Source organism: Tenacibaculum sp. Ill (assembly GCF_051938915.1).
Taxonomy (GTDB): Bacteria; Bacteroidota; Bacteroidia; order Flavobacteriales; family Flavobacteriaceae; genus Polaribacter; species Polaribacter larymnensis.
The window spans coordinates 1,276,435-1,291,213 of the sequence record NZ_JBPSCW010000002.1; the positions used below are offsets into that span (position 1 = coordinate 1,276,435).

Here is a 14,779-nt window from a genome sequence, read left to right on the forward strand (position 1 = left end):
TAGTTTTAGAAAGATAAGTTTAAGTTCATACCAAAAGATCTAACAGAAGGTTGTAATCCTCCTTCTAGACCTTGAATATTCCCTGAACCTGTTGATACTGTTTCTGGGTCAATTCCATCGTAATCAAGTCCCCAAGTATATAGATTTCTACCGAATAAACTAACTCTAGCTTTATCAAAAACTTTCAAAAATTCTCCTTTAAAAGTATAGCCTAGAGATACTTCTCTTATTTTATAAAAGTCAGCATCAAACACATTTTGGGCATCAGGAGTTCCAAAACCACCGTAGTGTGAAGTACCATAAGTTTGACCAGATATTCTAGTTGTGTTAGGAGCGGTATTAGTAACAGTATAGCTTCCATCGTCATTATAAGTTACAGTACCAGTTACTCCAGGTAATACAATACCATCTTCTCTTATGTTATTATCAACTGTTTCTTGTAGCATACCAGAGTACATACCCCACATATGTGAAGTAGAAAAGTATTTTCCTCCTTTACTCATTTCTAGTAATATACCTAAATCAAAGTTTTTATATTTAAAGCTATTTCTTAACCCAGCGCTGAAGTCAGGGTTAGCAGAACCTAAAGCAACTAAATCATTAGTCGCTGCATATGTACCATCACTAGTAATTACCTTATTTCCTTGATCATCATAAATAAAGTCAGTACCCATAATTGAACCATAAGCTTTACCTACTGTAGCGGCTAACTGAGCTTGGAAAGGAGCATTTGTTAAAAGAACAGAACTCAAACCTTCTTTTAATTCAACCAATTCATTTTCATTTTTAGCGAAATTTACATCAATGTTCCAAGTAAAGTTTTCATTAACTATTGGCTTCAAACCTAGTTGAATCTCAACCCCTTTGTTTGTCATTTTACCAGCGTTAATCCATTGAGAACCATAACCTGTACCATAAGAAAGATCTACAGGTATGATTTGATCTGTTGTTTCATTGTTGTAATACGTAACATCTAAGTTTACTCTCCTGTTTAAAAAGTTTAATTCAGTTCCAACCTCCCATGTGGTTGTTGTTTCGTTAATTAAGTCAGAATTTAAAAGACTTGAAGGAACTGTAACTCTACCATCACTTTTAAAAGGGGTGTCTAAGGTTAAGGTGCTGATAACTCTGTATGGATCAGTGTCATTACCTACTTGCGCCCAACCAAATCTTAGTTTACCATAGTTGAACCAGTTTGATTCAGGGAATAAAACATCGTTGAATACCCATGCAACAGAAGCAGAAGGGTAGAAGTATGAGTTTTTGTCTTCAGGCAAAGTAGAAGACCAGTCGTTTCTACCCGTTAAATCAATGAATAATTGATTAGCAAAAGATAAGCTAACACTTCCAAATAAACTATTTACTACTTTGTCTATGTTATCAACATTTTTTTCTAAAGGCCCTTTACCATTATTAATATTATAAATGTTAGGTACTGATAAGCCACCAGTAGTTTGGTTGAAGCGATAATTTAAGGTGTGGTTTCTTTTGTTAGCCCCAAACAAAGCAGATAGCTTAAAGTTGTCTGAAAAATCTTTCTTATAATTAGCTGTAAATTCGTAGTTGTACTCTTTGAAGTTGTATGCTCTTTCTAAGAATTCAGACTGAGCTTGAGAACCTATAGCTTTTTGCTCTGTGTTTCTAAAATTATATGTGTCAGCATATATGCTACCTTTAATGTTTAAATCATCTGTTATTTGATAGTTTAAACTAGCATTTCCATATACACGAGTTCTTTTATCTGTAGGTAAATTTTCGTTTATAGTCCAGTAAGGATTGTCAGAATATTTAGGTTTAGGATTGTCCCATGAATTTCTATTCCAAGTTCTTTGGGTTCCGTCATCATTTTTATACTTCTGTAACCTTTTATAGTCTAATTGTCTTTGTCCCCATTGAAAAAACTTTTGGGTAACACTATTGTCGTCATAGCCAATAACAGGTCTAGAACCAGATGTTTGAACATAATTTATACTACTAACAGCAGTTAAATCATCAGATAGTTTTTGATTGATGCTAAACTTTGCAAAATGACGATTAACCTCTGTGTTTGGTACTATACCACTATTTTCTTGAATACCAGCAGAAAAAAGAACATTTCCTTTGTCGCTTGCAGAAGTTAATGTTAAGGTGTTATTTGTAGATATACCAGTTTTAAAAAATGAATCTACATCATTTTCAGGAGCTACCCAGGCTCTTGGTTTTAAATAGTCATTAGGGAAACTGGCTTGATCAAAAGCATCCCAGTGTAATACTTTTAAGTTTGGATTGTATTTAGGTCCCCAGCTCTCGTCAGTATTGTACTGAACTAGCATGTATTCAGTTCCACCAATGTTTTGTATAGCAAAACCATTGCGACCTATTCTGTTTCCATCATCATCAAAATCAGGGATTATAGATCCTCCACCATACTCTCTTTGAAGGTTAGGTAAGATTGCTACTTCGGAAAAAGTAATCGAAGAGCTAACGCTTACTCCTAGTTTTTTTGAATTTTTACCAGTCTTAGTTGTGATTAAAACAACACCGTTAGAAGCTCTAGACCCATAAAGAGCTGCTGCTGCTCCTTTTAAAACGGTAACAGTTTCTATATTACTAGGGTCAATATCATTAATAGTACTACCAAAGTCAACACCACCAGCACCTCTTTGAGCGTTAGAACTGTTAAAATTTGAGTTATCCATTGGGATTCCATCAATAACGAATAAAGGTTGGTTTTCACCAGTAACAGAATTTGATCCTCTAATTAAGATTCTTTGAGAACCACCGATGTTACCAGAAGGAGAATTAATTTTTAAACCAGCTACTTTTCCAGACAAAGCGCTTATGGCATTGTCATTTTGAGCAGCATTTAATTCAGCAGCTTTTACTTTTGGTGCAGCAAAAGCTAGAGCTCTTTCGCTTCTCGATTGACCAAGCGCGGTAACAACAACTTCGTCAAGTACATTATCGGTAGTCATTGTTATATTAATTGTGTCAGAGCTTGTAACTGTTCTTTCAGTAGTTTTCATACCAACAAAACTAAAAACAAGAATGTCTCCAGTTTTTGTTTTAATAGAAAATTTACCGTCAAAATCTGTTTCCACTCCAGAAGTAGTTCCTTTTATTAATACATTAACTCCAGGTAGTGGACCTGTTTCGTCGGAAACAGTACCTGAAACCATTTTTTCTTGCGCAAAGGATACTTGCACAATTAACGCTAAGAGTAGCGTTAATATTCCATTAAACTTTGTTTTCATTATGTAATTATTTGAATTAATTGAGCCAAAAATCATAAATAAAACTTAAAAAAACAAGGTATTTGTTAAATAATTCTAAAAAATAGAGTTGGTTTTAGTGTAAAGTGTGTTTTTGTTGTTGGTTTTTTGATAATTGTTTAGTTTTTTTTGTTTAAAGATGTTTTTATTTAATGTAGACTGATGATTAAATTAAGGGGGTGGGGTTGTTTTGGTTAGTTTTTTTTAAGTGTTGTTAAAAATAACTCCTTGATATTTGAATAAATAGAAAAATGTCGTACATTTGCACACTCTTAAAATTAGAGTAATTTAAGTACAAATTAAAAACAAGTAATAATTTAGTATGCCAACTATTCAACAATTAGTTCGTAAAGGAAGAGCCAAAATAACTAAGAAGAGTAAATCGGCTGCTTTACAAGCATGTCCACAAAGACGTGGAGTTTGTACGCGTGTGTATACCACTACACCTAAGAAACCTAACTCAGCAATGCGTAAGGTAGCAAGGGTTCGTTTAACAAATGGTAACGAAATCAACGCGTATATTCCAGGTGAGGGACATAACTTGCAAGAGCACTCGATAGTATTAGTTAGAGGCGGAAGGGTAAAAGATTTACCAGGTGTTAAATATCACGTGGTACGTGGAGCATTAGATACTGCAGGAGTTGAGGGTAGAACCCAACGTAGATCTAAGTATGGTGCAAAACGCCCAAAAGACAAAAAGTAAAAATTAATTAGTAACTTTTTTAATGTAAAGACATGAGGAAAAGAAGAGCTAAAAAAAGAGTTTTGTTACCGGATCCTAGATTCAATGATCAATTAGTTACACGTTTTGTGAATAACTTAATGTGGGACGGTAAGAAATCTGTAGCGTTCAAAGTGTTTTACGATGCAATGGATATCGTAAATGAAAAGAAAACTGACGAAGAAAAGTCGGCTTTAGAAGTGTGGAAAGATGGTTTATCTAACGTGATGCCTCACGTAGAAGTTCGTTCTCGCCGTGTTGGTGGAGCAACTTTCCAAATTCCAATGCAAATTCGTCCAGACCGTAAGGTTTCTATGGCGATTAAATGGATGATCTCTTATGCGCGTAAGCGTAATGAAAAAACAATGGCACAACGTTTAGCTGCTGAGATTTTAGCTGCTGCTAAAGAAGAAGGTGCTGCTGTTAAGAAAAGAGTTGATACTCATAAGATGGCTGAAGCAAACAAAGCATTCTCACACTTTAGATTTTAATAAGAAATGGCAAGAGATTTAAAATATACAAGAAATATAGGTATTGCTGCTCATATTGATGCTGGTAAAACAACAACAACTGAGCGTATCCTTTTCTATACAGGAGTGTCTCATAAAATTGGAGAAGTGCACGATGGAGCTTCTACAATGGACTGGATGGAGCAAGAGGCAGAGAGAGGTATTACAATTACTTCTGCTGCAACTACTTGTACTTGGCAGTTTCCTTTAGAAAATGCAAAGCCATTACCTGAAACAAAAGGATACCATTTTAATATTATTGATACTCCAGGTCACGTTGACTTTACTGTAGAGGTAAACCGTTCATTACGTGTATTAGATGGATTAGTGTTCTTATTCTCAGCAGTTGATGGAGTAGAACCACAGTCTGAAACTAACTGGCGTTTAGCTGATAACTATAAAGTACCTCGTATCGGTTTCGTTAACAAAATGGACCGTCAAGGAGCAAACTTCTTAGCAGTTTGTCAGCAAGTAAAAGATATGTTAAAGTCTAACGCAGTGCCAATCGTATTAAATATTGGTGATGAAGCAGACTTTAAAGGTATTGTTGATTTAGTTAAAAACCGTGCTATTGTATGGCATGATGATAACTATGGGTCAACTTTCGATGTTGTAGATATTCCAGAAGATTTAAAAGAAGAGGCTCGTGAGTTACGTGGTAAGTTAATCGAAGAGGTTGCTGCTTATGACGAAAACTTATTAGAGAAGTACATGGAAGATGAAGATTCAATTACAGAAGAAGAAGTGCACGCTGCATTAAGAGCTGCTGTAATGGATATGTCTATCATTCCAATGGTGTGTGGTTCATCATTTAAAAATAAAGGTGTACAGTTCTTATTAGATGCTGTATGTCGTTACTTACCATCTCCTGTAGATAGAGATAATATCATTGGTACTAACCCAGATTCAGGTGAAGAAGAAACACGTAAGCCAGATGCAAAAGCACCATTCTCAGCTCTAGCATTTAAAATTGCTACTGATCCTTTCGTAGGTCGTTTAGCATTCTTCCGTGCGTATTCTGGTCACTTAGATGCAGGTTCTTATGTGTTAAATAACCGTTCAGGTAAGAAAGAACGTATTTCACGTATTTACCAAATGCACTCTAATAAACAAAATGCAATCGATTTTATCGAAGCTGGAGATATTGGAGCAGCAGTAGGATTTAAAGATATTAAAACAGGAGATACGTTATCTGACGAAAAACACCCAATCGTTTTAGAATCTATGGATTTCCCAGATCCAGTAATTGGTATCGCTGTTGAGCCTAAAACTAAGGCAGATGTAGATAAGTTAGGTATGGCTTTAGCTAAATTAGCTGAAGAAGATCCAACGTTTACTGTAAAAACAGATGAAGCTTCAGGGCAAACTGTTATTTCAGGAATGGGAGAGTTACACTTAGATATTATTGTAGACCGTTTAAAGCGTGAGTTTAAGGTTGAAGTAAATCAAGGACAACCACAAGTAGAGTATAAAGAAGCTTTAACAGCTACTGCAGATCACAGAGAGGTTTATAAAAAGCAATCTGGTGGACGTGGTAAGTTTGCTGATATTGTATTTACTATGGAGCCTGCTGATGAAGGTGTAACAGGATTACAATTTGAGTCTATAATTAAAGGTGGTAACGTTCCTAAGGAATTTGTACCGTCAGTAGAAAAAGGATTCAAAGAAGCAATGAAAAATGGTCCTTTAGCTGGTTACGAAATGGATTCGATGAAGATTACTTTAAAGGATGGATCTTTCCACCCTGTAGATTCTGATCAATTATCATTCGAATTAGCGGCTAAGTTAGGTTACAAAGCTGCTGCAAAAGCTGCAAGAGCTGTAATCATGGAACCAATGATGAAATTAGAAGTGTTAACTCCAGAGGAGAACATGGGAGATATCGTTGGAGACTTAAACAGAAGAAGAGGACAAGTAAACGATATGAGCGATCGTGCAGGATCTAAAGTAGTTAGAGCAATCGTTCCTTTATCAGAAATGTTTGGATATGTTACTTCTTTAAGAACATTATCTTCAGGTAGAGCAACTTCTACAATGGAATTCTCCCACTATGCAGAAACTCCAAGTAACATTTCAGAAGAAGTAATCGCAAACGCTAAAGGTTAATTAAGATGAGTCAAAAAATTAGAATAAAGTTAAAGTCTTACGATTATAATTTAGTAGACAAGTCTGCTGAGAAAATCGTAAAGACAGTAAAGAGTACTGGAGCTGTAGTAAACGGTCCAATTCCTTTACCTACAAATAAAAAGATTTTTACAGTATTACGTTCACCACACGTAAACAAAAAATCTAGAGAGCAATTTCAATTATCTGCTTACAAGAGATTATTAGACATTTATAGTTCTTCTTCAAAAACTATTGATGCGTTAATGAAACTTGAGTTACCAAGTGGAGTTGAAGTTGAGATCAAAGTATAAGTAAATCAATAACTTTCGGTTTAATTTTGTTAAGCCGAAAGTTTTTTTTACTTTTGCACACCGAAATTTTAGTTTTCGGAGTGTGTAAATTTCTGGAAAGTATTCAGAAATGACATGTCCTGAGGGTTTCGCGAAGGAAAAACGGTAAAACAAATTCAAAGAGTGAAGATGTTTTTCGCTCTTTTTTTTTGAGAAATTTGAAGGAAAACAAGAAACATTTGTTTCAAAAATTTATTTTATTAATAGACGCGCTGGATAAATTAAATCTATCGTCTGAAAATTAACAAATATGTCTGGGTTAATAGGAAGAAAAGTAGGAATGACCAGCTTATTCGATGAAAACGGGAAGAATATTCCTTGTACTGTAATCGAAGCAGGTCCTTGCGTTGTTACCCAAGTCAGAACCGAAGAGGTTGACGGCTATAACGCGTTACAACTTGGTTTCGATGACAAAAAAGCAAAAAGCTCTAATAAAGCTTTAGATGGTCACTTTAAAAAAGCTGGTACATCTGCTAAGAGAAAAGTCGTTGAGTTCCAAGGATTCGAAGGTGAGTACAAATTAGGTGACTCAATTACTGTTGAACACTTTGCTGAAGGAGAATTCGTTGATGTATCAGGAGTTTCTAAAGGTAAAGGTTTTCAAGGTGTTGTTAAACGTCATGGTTTTGGCGGAGTTGGACAAGCAACTCACGGTCAACATAACCGTTTAAGAGCTCCAGGTTCAATTGGTGCAGCATCATACCCTGCAAGAGTATTCAAAGGAATGCGTATGGCAGGTCGTATGGGTGGAGACAAAGTAAAAGTTCAAAATTTAAGAGTTTTAAAAGTGGTTGCAGGTAAGAATCTTATCGTTGTAAAAGGAGCAATTCCTGGGCACAAAAACTCTTATGTAACTATCGAGAAATAATGAAAGTAGCAGTATTAGATATTACAGGGAAAGATACTGGTAGAAAAGTTGAACTTTCTAGCGAGGTATTCGGAATCGAGCCAAATGATCACGCGATTTATTTAGATGTAAAGCAGTATTTGGCTAATCAAAGACAAGGTACTCATAAATCGAAAGAAAGAGCTGAGATTGCTGGTAGTACAAGAAAGATAAAAAAACAAAAAGGAACTGGTACAGCTCGTGCGGGTAGTATCAAGTCTGGTGTTTTTAGAGGTGGTGGACGTATGTTTGGTCCAAGACCAAGAAACTATTCTTTTAAGTTAAATAAAAACTTAAAGCGTTTAGCACGTAAGTCAGCTTTAAGTATTCAAGCAAAAGAAAACAATTTAGTAGTTGTAGAAGACTTCAACTTTGAAGCTCCAAAAACTAAAGAGTTTATCAATGTATTAAAAGCTTTAGAATTAGACGCTAAAAAGTCTTTATTCGTATTAGGTGAAGAAAGTAAAAATGTTTACTTATCATCTCGTAACTTAAAAGGTTCTAAAGTAGTAGATGCTTCAGGTATTAACACATATAGCGTTTTAAATGCAAATAAAGTTGTTATTTCTGAAAGCTCTCTAGAAGGAATTGAGTCTAATTTAAGTAAATAGGGAACAAGATGAGTATTTTAATTAAACCTATTATTACAGAAAAAGCTACAAATGATAGCGAGTTAAACAACCGTTATACATTTGTTGTAAATAAGAAAGCTAACAAATTAGAAATCAAAGGAGCTGTTGAAGCTGCTTATGGTGTAGCGATTGAATCTGTAAAAACAATGAATTATCCAGCACAAAGAAAAACTAAGTACACTAAAAAAGGTTTAGTTACTGGATTAACAGGTGGATACAAGAAAGCAATCGTTCAGTTAGCTGAAGGAGAAACTATTGATTTTTATAACAATCTTTAAGAAAAGACAGAATGTCAGTTAGAAAATTAAAACCAATAACACCAGGTCAGCGTTTTAGAGTTGTAAATGGGTTCGACACCATTACTACTGATAAGCCGGAGAAATCTTTATTAGCTCCGAAAAAACGATCTGGAGGTCGAAACAACCAGGGTAGAATGACTACACGTAATATCGGTGGAGGTCATAAACAAAAATACCGTATTATCGATTTTAAAAGAGATAAACAAGGTGTTCCTGCAACAGTAAAAACTATCGAGTACGATCCAAACCGTACTGCATTTATTGCTTTAGTTAGTTATGCTGATGGTGAAAAGCGTTATGTGATTGCACAAAACGGATTAAAAGTAGGTCAAACAATCATTTCAGGAAAAGGAGCATCTCCAGAAGTTGGAAATGCTATGTACTTAAGCGAAATTCCATTAGGTACTACAATTTCTTGTATTGAATTACACCCAGGTCAAGGAGCTGTTATGGCTCGTTCTGCTGGAGCTTTTGCTCAGTTAGTTGCAAAAGAAGGTAAATATGCAACAGTTAAATTACCTTCTGGAGAAACAAGATTTATCTTATTAACTTGTATGGCTACAATTGGGGTAGTGTCTAACTCAGACCACCAGTTATTAGTTTCAGGTAAAGCAGGTAGAAGTAGATGGTTAGGAAGAAGACCAAGAACAAATGCTGTTAGAATGAACCCAGTTGATCACCCAATGGGAGGTGGTGAAGGACGCTCTTCTGGAGGGCATCCAAGATCTAGAAACGGTATTCCTGCTAAAGGATTTAAGACTAGATCAAAGACCAAAGCTAGTAATAAGTATATCGTAGAACGTAGAAAGAAATAATAAACCATGGCAAGATCATTAAAAAAAGGACCTTACGTTCACTATAAGTTAGAGAAAAAAGTGTTAGCTAACGTAGAAGCAGGTAGTAAGTCAGTTATCAAAACTTGGTCTAGAGCAAGTATGATTACTCCTGATTTCGTAGGGCAAACAATTGCAGTTCACAACGGACGTCAGTTTGTACCAGTTTACGTTACTGAAAACATGGTAGGTCATAAATTAGGCGAATTTTCACCAACACGCTCATTTAGAGGACACGCTGGTGCAAAAAATAAAGGTAAAAAATAGTAGGAAATTATGGGAAGTCGTAAACATAACATGGCAACACAGTTAAAAGAAGCTAGAAAGTCTAGAGCTTTCGCTAAGTTAACTAATTGTCCTACATCACCAAGAAAAATGCGCTTGGTAGCAGATTTAGTAAGAGGAGTTGAAGTTGAAAAAGCTTTACAAATCTTAAAGTTCAGTCCAAAAGAAGCATCACGTAACTTAGAAAAGTTATTATTATCAGCAATTGCTAACTGGCAAGCTAAAAATGAAGATGCAAGTATCGAAGATGCTGGATTATACGTAAAATCAATTTGTGTTGATAGCGCAGGTATGTTAAAAAGGTTAAGACCAGCTCCACAAGGTCGTGCACACAGAATTCGTAAGCGTTCTAATCACGTAACTTTAGAGTTAGGAACTAAAAATAACAGTAATTAATCAAAGTAGAAATGGGACAAAAGACAAATCCAATAGGAAATCGTTTAGGAATTATCAGAGGATGGGAATCTAACTGGTATGGTGGAAATGACTACGGAGATAAGATTGCTGAAGATGACAAGATAAGAAAGTATTTATACGCTAGATTATCTAAAGCAAGTGTATCAAGAGTTATTATTGAGCGTACTTTAAAGCTTGTAACCGTTACTATCACTACAGCACGTCCAGGTATCATTATTGGTAAAGGAGGTCAAGAGGTAGACAAGTTAAAAGAAGAGCTTAAGAAAATTACTGGTAAAGAAGTTCAAATTAATATTTTCGAAATTAAACGTCCAGAATTAGATGCAAAATTAGTTGCAGCTAGTATTGCACGTCAAATTGAAAACAGAATTTCTTACAAGCGAGCTACTAAAATGGCTATCGCTGCTGCAATGAGAATGAATGCTGAAGGAATTAAAGTGCAATTATCAGGTCGTTTAAACGGAGCTGAAATGGCACGTTCTGAGCATTACAAAGAAGGAAGAATTCCTCTTTCTACCTTCAGAGCAGATATCGATTATGCACTTGTTGAATCACATACTACATACGGAAGAATCGGTGTGAAAGTATGGATTATGAAAGGTGAGGTTTATGGAAAACGTGAGTTATCTCCATTAGTTGGACTATCTAAGCAAAAGGGTAGTGGAAACAAAGGTGGTGGTAAACGTCAACCTCGCAGAAGAAAATAATTTTTAAAAGAAATTAACAATGTTACAGCCAAAAAGAGTAAAATACCGTAAGGTACAGAAGGCGAAAGGAAATATGAAAGGTAACTCTGGTAGAGGTACTCAACTTTCTAACGGAATGTTTGGTATCAAATCATTAGACCAGAACTTACTTACCTCTCGTCAAATTGAGGCAGCTCGTATTGCGGCAACTCGTTATATGAAAAGAGAGGGGCAACTTTGGATTAAAATTTTCCCAGACAAACCAATAACAAAGAAACCGTTAGAGGTACGTATGGGTAAAGGTAAAGGAGCACCAGACCACTTTGTAGCAGTTGTAAAACCAGGTAGAATTTTGTTTGAAATTGGTGGTGTACCAATGGAAGTAGCAAAAGAAGCTTTACGTTTAGCAGCGCAAAAACTTCCTGTAAAAACGAAGTTTGTAATAGCAAGAGATTTTGATTATAACGCTTAATTCTATTAGATCATGAAACAATCAGAAATTAAAGAATTATCAACAGCTGACTTACAAGAAAAGCTAGGGGCGTTGAAGAAAAATTATACTGATCTTAAGATGGCTCACGCCATAACTCCATTGGAAAATCCATTAGAGTTACGTAGCTTAAGAAAAACTGTAGCAAGAATTGCTACAGAGTTAACTAAAAGAGAATTACAATAATTCTAGTCAGTTTTAAAGATGGAAAAAAGAAATCTTAGAAAAGAGAGAATCGGTGTAGTATCTAGTAACAAGATGGAGAAGTCTATCGTTGTAAACGAGGTAAAAAGAGTAAAGCACCCAATGTACGGAAAGTTCGTATTAAAGACTAAGAAGTACGTTGCACATGACGAGAATAACGATTGCAACGAAGGTGATACTGTAAGGATCATGGAAACACGTCCTATGAGTAAATCTAAGCGTTGGAGATTAGTAGAAATCCTAGAAAGAGCTAAATAATATGTTACAGACAGAATCAAGATTAAAAGTCGCAGATAACACTGGAGCAAAAGAAGTTTTAGTGATTAGAGTTTTAGGAGGAACAAAAAAGCGTTACGCTAGCGTTGGAGATAAAATCGTAGTATCGGTAAAATCTGCAACTCCAAACGGAACTGTAAAGAAAGGTCAAGTATCTCGTGCAGTTGTTGTTCGTACTAAGAAAGAAGTTAGACGTAAAGACGGATCATATATCAGATTTGATGATAATGCTTGTGTACTTTTAAATCCTACAGAGGAAATGAGAGGAACTCGTGTATTCGGACCTGTGGCTCGTGAATTACGTGAGAAACAATTTATGAAAATAGTATCATTAGCACCTGAGGTGTTATAAAATCAGATTTTAAAATGAAAAAATTTAAAATTAAATCAGGAGATACTGTTAAAGTTATAGCAGGAGATCACAAAGGATCTGAAGGAAAAGTTTTACAAATTCTTAAAGATAAGGATAGAGTAGTAGTAGAAGGTGTAAATATGGTGTCTAAACACACTAAGCCAAGTGCTGCTAATCCACAAGGAGGAATTGTAAAGAAAGAAGCTCCATTACATATATCAAACGTAGCATTAACCGAAAACGGTGAAGCTGTTAGAGTAGGATATAAAGTTGAAGGAGATAAGAAAGTAAGAGTATCAAAAAAATCAGATAAAGCAATATAACAATGAGTTACGTACCAAGATTAAGAGAAGAGTACAAGAGCAGAGTTATCAAAGCTCTTACTGATGAATTTGGTTATAGCAATGTAATGCAAGTACCTAAATTACAAAAAATCGTTGTAAGTAAAGGTGTTGGTGCAGCTATAGCAGATAAGAAATTAATAGAATACGCTATTGACGAGTTAACTACTATTACAGGTCAAAAAGCAGTACCTACAATCTCTAAGAAAGACGTTGCAAACTTCAAATTACGTAAAGGAATGCCAATTGGTGCAAAGGTTACGTTAAGAGGAGACAAAATGTACGAATTTTTAGATAGATTAGTTACAGCTTCTTTACCACGTGTAAGAGACTTTAACGGTATCAAAGCAAATGGTTTTGATGGTAGAGGTAATTACAACTTAGGTATTACTGAACAAATCATCTACCCAGAGATTAATATTGATCAAGTGAAAAAAATTAGTGGTATGGATATTACTTTTGTAACATCAGCTAACACTGATAAAGAAGCTAAATCATTATTAGGAGAATTAGGATTACCATTTAAAAAGAATTAATAAGATGGCTAAAGAATCAATGAAAGCGCGTGAGCGCAAAAGAGCTAAAATGGTTGCAAAGTATGCAGAAAAGAGAAAAGCTTTAAAAGAAGCTGGAGACTATGAAGCATTACAAAAGTTACCAAAAAACGCATCACCAATTAGAATGCACAACCGTTGTAAACTAACTGGACGTCCTAAAGGATATATGCGTCAGTTCGGAATTTCACGTGTTACTTTCCGTGAAATGGCTAACCAAGGATTAATTCCAGGAGTAAAAAAAGCAAGCTGGTAAACAGCTCTTTAAATATGTAAACAAAAGGTGTATAACAATAAAAAGTTATACGCCTTTTGTGTTTAATATAAAGCTGTAACCGCTAAATATATAAATTTCACTTTAGTTTAAAATAGACTTATAAAAACGTAATATTTTGATACTAAAAATGATAATGATTAAAAAGGTTTGATTTTTAAAAAGTTTATGTATATTTGCACACTGTTTTTATAGGGTAAATTATGCCTTGTAAGTAAATACTAATCAAACAGTATAATGCCTACGAGATTTTACTCAAAAAACAATTAAATAAATATTAACTGGTTTCAGGTTTAGTATTTGTAAAGATGCTAAAAACCAAAACCGAAAATTAATTAACTATGTATACAGATCCAATCGCGGATTTTCTTACTCGAGTGAGAAATGCTATTGCAGCAAATCACAGAGTAGTTGAAGTTCCTGCTTCAAAGTTGAAGAAGGAAATGACGAAGATTTTGTTCGATCAAGGTTACATTTTAAGTTATCAGTTCAATGAAGATAAAGTTCAAGGGACTATTAAGATAGCTTTAAAATACGATCGTGACACGAAAGAATCAGTAATCAGAAAGATTCAAAGAATTTCAACACCAGGTTTACGTAGATACGTTGGCGCTAAAGAAATGCCAAGAGTATTAAACGGATTAGGTATTGCTATTGTTTCTACATCAAAAGGTGTAATGACAAACAAAAAAGCAAGACAAGAGAACGTTGGTGGAGAAGTATTATGTTACGTTTACTAAAAAACATTTTGTAAGATGAGTAGAATAGGAAAGAATCCAATCGCATTGCCACAAGGTGTTGAAGTAAAAGTAGACGGAAATGTGGTTACAGTAAAAGGAAAATTAGGAGAGTTAACTCAAGAAATTAAGTCTGGAATTACTGTAAAAGTTGAAGATGGTACTATCACTTTAGAGAGACCATCAGAAAGTAAAGATCATAGAGCTGCACATGGTTTATACCGTGCTTTAATCAATAATATGGTTGAAGGTGTAAGCAAAGGATTTACTAAAGAGTTAGAGTTAGTAGGTGTTGGTTATAGAGCATCTAACCAAGGACAAAAGTTAGATTTAGCCTTAGGTTTCTCTCACAATATTGTAATAGATTTAGCTCCAGAAGTTAAGGTTGAAACAGTATCTGAAAAAGGTAAGAATCCAATCGTAAAATTAACTTCACATGACAAGCAATTAGTTGGTCAAGTTGCAGCAAAAATTCGTTCATTCCGTAAGCCAGAACCTTACAAAGGAAAAGGAATTAAGTTTGTAGGAGAAGTATTAAGAAGAAAAGCAGGTAAATCTGCATAATAAATAAGAGAA

At 34.8% G+C, this 14,779-nt stretch carries 21 protein-coding genes; 20 read left to right on the forward strand and 1 reads right to left on the reverse strand.

Translation table 11 applies throughout. The features are described 5' to 3' along the window. Positions 1-5 precede the first annotated feature (5 nt). Positions 6-3,233, reverse strand: coding sequence for a SusC/RagA family TonB-linked outer membrane protein (locus tag ACTPNM_RS06060; RefSeq protein WP_440121019.1), 3,228 nt, complete (start codon positions 3,231-3,233; stop codon positions 6-8). Positions 3,234-3,573: 340 nt separating this feature from the next. Here ACTPNM_RS06060 and rpsL point away from each other — a divergent pair, with 340 nt between their 5' ends. From rpsL to rplF, 20 genes are all read left to right on the forward strand, one after another. Further along, positions 3,574-3,954 (forward strand): 30S ribosomal protein S12, encoded by a 381-nt coding sequence (rpsL, locus tag ACTPNM_RS06065; protein WP_028890722.1) that lies wholly within the window; start codon positions 3,574-3,576, stop codon positions 3,952-3,954. Between the two features lie 32 nt (positions 3,955-3,986). Beyond that, positions 3,987-4,463: a 30S ribosomal protein S7 gene (rpsG, locus tag ACTPNM_RS06070; protein ID WP_028890723.1), complete on the forward strand. Its 477-nt coding sequence runs from the start codon at positions 3,987-3,989 to the stop codon at positions 4,461-4,463. Positions 4,464-4,469: 6 nt separating this feature from the next. Further along, the gene (fusA, locus tag ACTPNM_RS06075; protein ID WP_274639393.1) at positions 4,470-6,587 is read left to right on the forward strand and encodes an elongation factor G; all 2,118 of its coding nucleotides are present in this window, start codon (positions 4,470-4,472) and stop codon (positions 6,585-6,587) included. Between the two features lie 5 nt (positions 6,588-6,592). Then, positions 6,593-6,898, forward strand: a complete 306-nt coding sequence (gene rpsJ / locus ACTPNM_RS06080) for a 30S ribosomal protein S10 (protein ID WP_024740605.1) — start codon at positions 6,593-6,595, stop codon at positions 6,896-6,898. 289 nt (positions 6,899-7,187) lie between these two features. Next, the gene (gene rplC, locus ACTPNM_RS06085) at positions 7,188-7,805 is read left to right on the forward strand and encodes a 50S ribosomal protein L3 (protein ID WP_440121020.1); all 618 of its coding nucleotides are present in this window, start codon (positions 7,188-7,190) and stop codon (positions 7,803-7,805) included. Beyond that, positions 7,805-8,434, forward strand: a complete 630-nt coding sequence (rplD, locus tag ACTPNM_RS06090; protein ID WP_099215301.1) for a 50S ribosomal protein L4 — start codon at positions 7,805-7,807, stop codon at positions 8,432-8,434. Before rplC ends, rplD begins: the two co-directional genes overlap by 1 nt. A gap of 8 nt (positions 8,435-8,442) precedes the next feature. Next, positions 8,443-8,733, forward strand: a complete 291-nt coding sequence (rplW, locus tag ACTPNM_RS06095) for a 50S ribosomal protein L23 (RefSeq protein WP_047789833.1) — start codon at positions 8,443-8,445, stop codon at positions 8,731-8,733. Positions 8,734-8,744: 11 nt separating this feature from the next. Continuing rightward, positions 8,745-9,569 (forward strand): 50S ribosomal protein L2, encoded by an 825-nt coding sequence (gene rplB, locus ACTPNM_RS06100; protein WP_274639395.1) that lies wholly within the window; start codon positions 8,745-8,747, stop codon positions 9,567-9,569. Between the two features lie 6 nt (positions 9,570-9,575). Next, positions 9,576-9,854 carry a 30S ribosomal protein S19 gene (gene rpsS, locus ACTPNM_RS06105; RefSeq protein WP_028890729.1) on the forward strand — a complete coding sequence of 93 codons (279 nt, stop codon included), beginning with the start codon at positions 9,576-9,578 and terminating at the stop codon, positions 9,852-9,854. Between the two features lie 9 nt (positions 9,855-9,863). Beyond that, entirely contained in the window at positions 9,864-10,268 is a 405-nt protein-coding gene (gene rplV, locus ACTPNM_RS06110; protein ID WP_028890730.1) for a 50S ribosomal protein L22, read from the forward strand. A gap of 11 nt (positions 10,269-10,279) precedes the next feature. Continuing rightward, a complete protein-coding gene (gene rpsC / locus ACTPNM_RS06115) occupies positions 10,280-10,996 on the forward strand; it encodes a 30S ribosomal protein S3 (protein ID WP_125068412.1) in 717 nt (238 codons plus the stop codon). A 19-nt stretch (positions 10,997-11,015) separates the two neighbouring features. Continuing rightward, complete coding sequence (gene rplP / locus ACTPNM_RS06120; protein ID WP_047789830.1) at positions 11,016-11,447, forward strand: 50S ribosomal protein L16; 432 nt, start codon at positions 11,016-11,018, stop codon at positions 11,445-11,447. A gap of 12 nt (positions 11,448-11,459) precedes the next feature. After that, positions 11,460-11,651, forward strand: coding sequence for a 50S ribosomal protein L29 (gene rpmC / locus ACTPNM_RS06125; RefSeq protein ID WP_028890733.1), 192 nt, complete (start codon positions 11,460-11,462; stop codon positions 11,649-11,651). An 18-nt stretch (positions 11,652-11,669) separates the two neighbouring features. Next, positions 11,670-11,927 carry a 30S ribosomal protein S17 gene (rpsQ, locus tag ACTPNM_RS06130; protein WP_099215304.1) on the forward strand — a complete coding sequence of 86 codons (258 nt, stop codon included), beginning with the start codon at positions 11,670-11,672 and terminating at the stop codon, positions 11,925-11,927. Position 11,928: 1 nt separating this feature from the next. Further along, positions 11,929-12,297, forward strand: coding sequence for a 50S ribosomal protein L14 (rplN, locus tag ACTPNM_RS06135; RefSeq protein ID WP_099215305.1), 369 nt, complete (start codon positions 11,929-11,931; stop codon positions 12,295-12,297). A gap of 14 nt (positions 12,298-12,311) precedes the next feature. Continuing rightward, positions 12,312-12,620, forward strand: a complete 309-nt coding sequence (gene rplX / locus ACTPNM_RS06140) for a 50S ribosomal protein L24 (protein WP_125068409.1) — start codon at positions 12,312-12,314, stop codon at positions 12,618-12,620. Positions 12,621-12,622: 2 nt separating this feature from the next. After that, on the forward strand, positions 12,623-13,174 hold the full coding sequence (rplE, locus tag ACTPNM_RS06145) for a 50S ribosomal protein L5 (RefSeq protein ID WP_125068407.1): 552 nt from the start codon (positions 12,623-12,625) through the stop codon (positions 13,172-13,174). A 4-nt stretch (positions 13,175-13,178) separates the two neighbouring features. Next, a complete protein-coding gene (gene rpsN / locus ACTPNM_RS06150) occupies positions 13,179-13,448 on the forward strand; it encodes a 30S ribosomal protein S14 (RefSeq protein WP_028890738.1) in 270 nt (89 codons plus the stop codon). Positions 13,449-13,807: 359 nt separating this feature from the next. Further along, positions 13,808-14,206 (forward strand): 30S ribosomal protein S8, encoded by a 399-nt coding sequence (gene rpsH / locus ACTPNM_RS06155; RefSeq protein ID WP_099215307.1) that lies wholly within the window; start codon positions 13,808-13,810, stop codon positions 14,204-14,206. Positions 14,207-14,221: 15 nt separating this feature from the next. Then, a complete protein-coding gene (gene rplF, locus ACTPNM_RS06160) occupies positions 14,222-14,767 on the forward strand; it encodes a 50S ribosomal protein L6 (protein ID WP_274639398.1) in 546 nt (181 codons plus the stop codon). The last annotated feature ends 12 nt before the right edge of the window (positions 14,768-14,779 follow it).